The organism is Paenibacillus sp. VTT E-133291 (assembly GCF_002264395.1).
GTDB classification, from domain to species: Bacteria; Bacillota; Bacilli; order Paenibacillales; family Paenibacillaceae; genus Paenibacillus_AQ; species Paenibacillus_AQ nitricinens.
The window spans coordinates 1-6,940 of record NZ_NFVA01000157.1; the positions used below are offsets into that span (position 1 = coordinate 1).

At 44.4% G+C, this 6,940-nt stretch carries 6 protein-coding genes and 1 riboswitch; all 6 genes read left to right on the top strand.

The window, feature by feature from the left end; all coding sequences use genetic code 11:
- Positions 1 to 386 precede the first annotated feature (386 nt).
- The 6 genes from CA598_RS30575 to CA598_RS30600 all read left to right on the top strand — a co-directional run bounded on the left by CA598_RS30575 (position 387) and on the right by CA598_RS30600 (position 6,414).
- Positions 387 to 1,088: a response regulator transcription factor gene (locus CA598_RS30575; protein WP_094874631.1), complete on the top strand. Its 702-nt coding sequence runs from the start codon at positions 387 to 389 to the stop codon at positions 1,086 to 1,088.
- Positions 1,085 to 2,083, top strand: coding sequence for a sensor histidine kinase (locus CA598_RS30580; protein ID WP_094874630.1), 999 nt, complete (start codon positions 1,085 to 1,087; stop codon positions 2,081 to 2,083). The genes CA598_RS30575 and CA598_RS30580 overlap by 4 nt, the downstream gene beginning before the upstream one ends.
- Positions 2,084 to 2,168: 85 nt before the next feature.
- Positions 2,169 to 2,939 carry an ABC transporter ATP-binding protein gene (locus tag CA598_RS30585; protein ID WP_094878936.1) on the top strand — a complete coding sequence of 257 codons (771 nt, stop codon included), beginning with the start codon at positions 2,169 to 2,171 and terminating at the stop codon, positions 2,937 to 2,939.
- A complete protein-coding gene (locus CA598_RS30590; RefSeq protein WP_094878937.1) occupies positions 2,914 to 4,863 on the top strand; it encodes an FtsX-like permease family protein in 1,950 nt (649 codons plus the stop codon). The genes CA598_RS30585 and CA598_RS30590 overlap by 26 nt, the downstream gene beginning before the upstream one ends.
- A gap of 17 nt (positions 4,864 to 4,880) precedes the next feature.
- Positions 4,881 to 5,504 (top strand): DedA family protein, encoded by a 624-nt coding sequence (locus CA598_RS30595; protein ID WP_042190577.1) that lies wholly within the window; start codon positions 4,881 to 4,883, stop codon positions 5,502 to 5,504.
- Positions 5,505 to 5,553: 49 nt separating this feature from the next.
- Positions 5,554 to 6,414, top strand: coding sequence for an undecaprenyl-diphosphate phosphatase (locus CA598_RS30600; RefSeq protein WP_042190575.1), 861 nt, complete (start codon positions 5,554 to 5,556; stop codon positions 6,412 to 6,414).
- Positions 6,415 to 6,608: 194 nt separating this feature from the next.
- Positions 6,609 to 6,813, top strand: a riboswitch (cobalamin riboswitch).
- Positions 6,814 to 6,940 lie beyond the last annotated feature (127 nt).

A 6,940-nucleotide genomic window follows, 5' to 3' on the forward strand; every position in this document is an offset into this window, starting at 1 on the left:
ATGAACGGTATAAATCCCGTAGAAATGGCCAGATCCAGTTCTAATTGCTTCAGCAAGACATTGGTTACTTATGTTCGATATGATATCGCCGGTTGACGTTTTTTTTATCGACTCTGTGATGTCTACCGCTACTGTATCTGCAACTAACTATATAGTGAGACCCGTGAATGATTATGCTCATTCACGGGTCTTTTTTTAGAGGTTGGGCTTGTGATAGTTTAATTCAACCCTTAAATATCTGCCTCACGTTAAGCATGGCGACCAGCCTCGCTTTACGCTGACGATTTGTCGCATAATCCCCCTAACAAATTTGACTAACCCTGTCCACGATGTATATATTATTTGGCAAACCCCTATATTGTTAAGGCTGTGACCGGAGGCATGATATGTTCAAAATATTTATTATAGAAGATGACCGTGGACTGGTAGCTCTGCTACAGGATTATTTACATAAGTTTGGATATGAAACACAGGCTGTGAATGATTTCGAGCGGGTTCGCACTCAGTTTGAGACGTTCGCTCCGCACCTGGTTCTATTAGATGTTAATTTGCCAAAATACGATGGTTATTACTGGTGCCGCCAGATTCGTGGGATTTCCACCTGCCCTATCCTTTTTATATCTGCCCGCGACGGCAAAATGGATCAGGTGATGGCGCTGGAGAACGGAGCCGACGATTATATTACGAAGCCCTTTGATTACGAAATTGCGATGGCCAAAATTAAAAGCCAGTTACGACGCGCTTACGGCACCTATGCGGGAAGCAACAATGAGCGTACCCTAACCGTTGCCGGATTGGCACTGGATGTGGAGCGACTAGTCCTTACTCGGGGAGAAGCCAAGGTGGATTTAAGTCACACGGAAGCCAAGATACTAGATGAGCTGATGCAAAAGTCGGGAACTATCGTTACCCGCGACAGACTGCTCGAAAAAATCTGGGATGATCAAGCCTTTGTGGATGAGAATACGCTTAATGTCTATGTCACCCGTGTACGTAAAAAGCTTGCGGCTCTTGAGATTACGGACGGTCTACAAACCGTTCGAGGTCAAGGCTACCGCTTGATTCCGAATTGGGGGGATGAGGGTTGAAGCTGTTTTTAAGGGAGCAGATCCCATTAATTGTGGTCTATCTAGCACAGCTCATCTTGATCACACTAGTTTATCGACTGGATGGGGGCAGTGGTGTGAGTGTTAGTCTGTACGCTGCTCTTCTCAGCACTTGTCTGCTGCTTGGCTACCTCGCTTACCGGTATATCAGCAATCGTACGTTCTATGAACGACTGGAGACTGTACCTACCTCTCTAGATGAAGCTGGCGGTCCATCACAGGATTCTCCGCTTGCCGTGAGTTTACGGGGACTACTAGGGTCACAATTCCGCCTCTACAAAAATGATTTACACAGCTACCGCCACAAGCTGGAAGAACATATTCACTTTATTAATCAGTGGGTGCATGGAATGAAGACACCGCTGTCTGTGATCCATTTGATGATTCAAGATAAAGACGGACCGCCTTTTACGGCGATAGGTGATGAACTGGATCGTCTGAAAAAAGGACTGGACACTGTACTTTATACGGCTCGGCTAGATACCTTTGAGCATGATTTTTACGTGGAACGTTTGGATTTGGAAACCCTCGTACGTAGCGTGACCTCAGAGCAGAAGCGTCTGTTCATACGTAACCGTATATTTCCTACTATTAAAATAGATGAGCGAATCGCCGTAACTACAGATGAGAAATGGCTAAGTTTTGTACTTACGCAGATTATTACGAATGCAATACGTTATACGACGGAAGTCGGCAAACATGTATATTTTCATGGGTACATACAAGAAGACAAGAGAGCAGTACTGGAGATACGAGATGAAGGCGTGGGCATCCCAGCAGGTGATCTGCCGCGTGTGTTTGATCCTTATTTTACAGGTGTCAATGGACGAACCTTTCAAGAATCCACGGGAATGGGTTTATATCTTGTAAAACAGATCTGCGGAAAACTTGGCCAAGAGGTGAGCATTTGCTCAGAAGAAGGCAAGGGCACGACCGTACGGATAGTGTTTAAGGAGTCCTACCTTACAAATATGTAAGGTCATTGTAAGTTAGAGAAATGGCAGCCTGTGTATACACTTTGTATAATGAAGGCAATCCAGTCGAAAGAAGGAGAGGTAACACTTGCCCATTCTAGATGTTCATAATTTATCAAAAATATATGAGGGCAAAGTGTCCACTCAGGCATTGAATCATATCCGCTTTTCTGTTGAAAAAGGGGAGTTTGTTGGCATTATGGGACCTTCGGGGAGTGGAAAAACAACACTGCTCAACACGATCGCCACCATTGACCAGCCGACCTCCGGTCAGATTCTGATCAACGGCCGAGATCCCAATCTGCTTAGCAGACAAGACAAGGCACTCTTTCGCCGCCATGAGCTTGGTTTCGTCTTTCAGCATTTCAATCTGCTGGATACGCTCACTGTTGAGGAGAACATTGTGCTGCCTCTCACGCTTGCTGGTGTCCGTGTAACGGAAATGGAGAGCAGATTGAAAGAAGTAGCAAGTATGCTGGACATCAAGCATCTGCTGCAAAAAAGGACATACGAGATTTCAGGTGGACAGATGCAGCGGACCGCCATCGCCCGGGCGATGATTCATCGTCCTGCACTGATTTTAGCAGATGAGCCTACAGGGAATCTGGATTCCAAGGCTTCAGGTGAAGTCATGAATATGCTGACAGAGGTAAATCAGGAAGAAGGGGCAACTGTGCTGATGGTCACACATGACGCAGTGGCCGCGAGTTTTTGTAACCGAGTCATCTTTATTAAAGACGGACGTTTCTATAGTGAAATGTACAGGGGGAGCAGCAGAGGCGCTTTCTTCCAAAGTATCATTGATATGTTGTCTCTGCTTGGGGGAACTAGCCATGACCTTTCGGCAATTCGCTTATAGGAATGTTACACGAAACAAGCGTAAATATGCGGCTTATTTTGTCGTCAGTGCTTTTTCAGTGATGATCTTTTTCGTGTGCGCTTTGTTTATTTACCATCCGGATATTTCTAAGAGTTTGGTTTATAGTACAGCAGCTCATACAATGATGGCGGCAGAAGCCATTATTTATGTGTTTTGCTCCTTGTTCGTTCTCGTATCGGTTGGATCGTTTCTGCAGTCACGTAAGATGGAGTTTGGGATTTTATTGATGCATGGAATGACGAAGCAACAGCTCAACATGATGGTATTTTTGGAAAATATGATGATCGGCACCTCAGCCATTCTGACAGGTACATTACTAGGGTTAATTCTGGGCAAGTTGTTTTTAATGATCGGATCTACTTTTCTGGGTATACCTCTTTTAACGTTTCATCTTCCATGGCAGGCGCTTGTACTAACGATATGTAGCTTTGCGCTGTTATTTATTCTAATCTCTCTAAGCACGTTCTTCTTTATTGGGAATGAATCACTGATGCGGCTGTTTCAGGGAGAACGAAAAGCAGAAGAGGAACCTAAAGTTTCCTTGGTGTTATCAATCCTGTCTGCTTTATTGTTGTTAACGGGCTATTTTATGGCAGCTACTGCACAAGCGGCTTCGGTTGAAAAGGTGATGTTCCCCGTCGTTATAATTACGGTTGCGGGTACCTATCTCTTTTATACTCAGCTCAGTATTTACACTGTTAAACTGCTTAAGACGATCCGGCGCCTGTATTGGAACCGCACGAATATCATTACTTTATCGGGCTTGTCTTACCGCTGGAAAGAGAATGCCCGAATGTTCTTTATGGTGACGATTGTATCCGCAGTATCTTTTACTTCAGTGGGAGTATTTGCATCGATCCATACGCTTTCCAGAGAGTTGAAATTGGATTATCCCGCAGCAGTTGGTTATGTAGCCAAAGGCCATCAATCGCAGGATCCTTTTGATCAGCATTTGGACGAAATTAAGGAAGAGCTTACAACGCTCGGGTTACCCTATGAGACACTTAATATTCCGATTAAATACGCAGAGGTGGAATCTCAGACCGGGCCAGATCGCACGTTAAGGCTTCCCTTGATTGCTTACAGTGATTATAAGCTTGCTCTGCTTCGTGCAGGGTTTACGACGGATGAGCAACCTCTAAGTGGAGATGAAGGACTGGTGATGATCGGTTCGCAACGAGACCGGAGTCTGCAAGCGGGTAGAGTAAAGCCGATATACACTTTGAAGCAAGGTCTTTCCATTCGAGAAATGGGTTATACCCAGCATGTTCCCATTGCCGAATATCTATTGCCGGAGCTGGATGGAAGGGATGGGGGAGATTTCAGCGGTGTTGTGATTAGCGATGAGCTTTACAAGGCTATTCATCCCGTACAGACCGATTTGTATACAGGATTTTACATGGATGACTTCCCGCGAACAGTAGGTATAGCGGCGGATCTTGCTCATAAAGGGAAACGATCCTATGAAAGTAACTCGCCATACGCGATTGTTGTTAGCGGCACGCTGTTTGAAATACAGAGAACATTGTACAACACGATGCTATTCGCTTCTTTACTGGTGGGTACTGTATTTTTCATAGCGGCAGGCAGCTTCCTTTACTTCCGGCTGTATACAGATCTAGATCATGATCGTCATCAATATTCTACATTGTCCAAAATGGGACTTACAGATCATGAGCTAAACCGAATTGTAACGATACAATTGTCGTTGTTGTTTTTTGTTCCGGTTGGGATTGCCATTTTGCATAGTGTGTTTGCCTTTATTGCGCTTCAGCGGTTGTTCTACTTATCTATTGCTGTGGAGACCGGGGCGGTGTTATTGGGATATTTGGCTGTCCAGGGACTTTACTTCTTTTTTATTCGCAGCCGTTATTTACGCAACTTGAAGAAGAACTTGATCTGAATAATGGGGGTTACGAAATGCAAGCATGGATTACAGATTTTATGGAGCAGTTTGGTTACTTTGGTATTTTCCTGATGCTCGCTTTTGAAAATATATTTCCACCAATTCCTTCCGAAGTGATCCTTCCTTTTGGCGGATTCATGACAACCACAACGAATTTGACCATTCCTGGGGTAATCATTGCTGCTACGCTTGGCTCACTGCTGGGTGCAGTGATTCTTTATTATATCGGTCGTTTGTTGGATGTAAATCGATTGGAAAAGATCGTTGAACGCTGGGGCGGCCTACTCCGGATTAGCAAAAAGGACATCCACAAGGCTGACGCTTGGTTTGACAAATATGGCTATTGGACCGTATTATTTTGTCGGATGGTTCCATTAGTGCGTAGTTTGATCTCGATCCCAGCAGGGATGTCGGGCATGAAATTTGGAGTGTTTATGATCTTCACAACGATTGGTACGCTGGGATGGAATCTATTGCTGGTGCTTATTGGGGCGGCATTGGGTGAGTCCTGGGAAGACATCGCCATGTATATGGATATGTACTCTAACGTAGTGTACGTGCTTCTTGCAGGTGGAGTAGTGATCCTGGGGTATTTGTTCTTCCGCAAGCGCAGCCGGAAAATGAACACCGAAGGTTGAGCCGAGAAGGACTTATAGATAAAAGTTATGATTAAAAGGAGGAGAACAAATGGAGCTATTAACGATTATTAAAGCTATTATTTTGGGAATTGTTGAAGGATTGACTGAATTTGCTCCGGTATCCTCCACGGGTCATATGATTATTGTTGATGATATGTGGTTAAAATCGACAGAGTTATTTGGGCAATATACGGCCAATACGTTCAAAGTGGTTATACAGCTGGGGTCAATATTAGCAGTTGTAGTTATTTTTAGAAATAGGTTCATTGAATTGTTGGGCTTAAAGCGCTTCAGCCGCAAGCAGTTGGATCCTGTAACCGAGCAACAACCACAGCTTGAAAAAGGCGGCCACCTTAAGCTTACACAGGTGCTTGTAGGCTTAGTGCCAGCAGGCGTGCTGGGGGTTCTGTTTAATGATTATATTGACGAACATTTATTCTCTACATCTACCGTGTTAATCGGTCTAGTAGTCGGTGCTGTATTAATGATTATTGCGGATCTATTCGGACCTAAGAAGATTCAAACGGAGAGTGTCGATCAGATTACATATAAGCAGGCGCTAGGTGTTGGTCTGGTCCAGTGCTTCTCCTTGTGGCCGGGATTTTCACGTTCCGGGTCGACGATTTCTGGTGGTGTTCTTCTGGGTATGAGTCATCGCGCTGCTGCTGATTTCACGTTTATTATGGCTGTTCCAATCATGGCAGGCGCCAGTTTACTCTCACTGATGAAGAACTGGCAATATTTCACCATCGATGCCCTGCCGTTCTTCATTGCAGGCTTTATCAGTGCCTTTGTGTTTGCGCTATTATCGATGCGTTTCTTCTTGAAATTGATCAACCGGATTAAGCTTTTACCATTTGCTATATATCGCATAGTACTTGCTGCAGTAGTATATTTCGTGTTTTTCTAAATCCGTTATAAGGAATCGATATAACCAAAGCCCCCGTCATCTATTGCAGATGACGGGGGCTTTCACGTATGATGACATCAGATTAAGACACTCACTTTATTGATGATAAGGATAAAGTAAAAGTTTCACTTTATTCTTATTATTCTCGCATAAACGTCTTACCGTCCTTAAAAGGACGCCAAGGGCGTTTTAGCTTGAAAATAACGGAGACAGGTGCTTGCCGGAATTAGTAATTCGGTAGGCTTAAAAGGGAAGTTCGGTTCGAAGCCGATGCGGTCCCGCCACTGTAACGGAAGAGTCCATAGCAACATATGTCACTGGCAATTTACTACTGCTGGGAAGACTGCTAAGGATGCTGACACCGCTAGCCAGGAGACCTGCCTGTTTCAACAGCACTGCTTCACCTACGGAGGATAGGAAGGTGTTAGACGTTAACCATAGGTATATTATGGGCGTCTTTCCCTTTGACTTTTTTTAGGGAAAGGCGCTTTTTTTAAAAATATAAGAAAGTATAAGTTTTGCACCT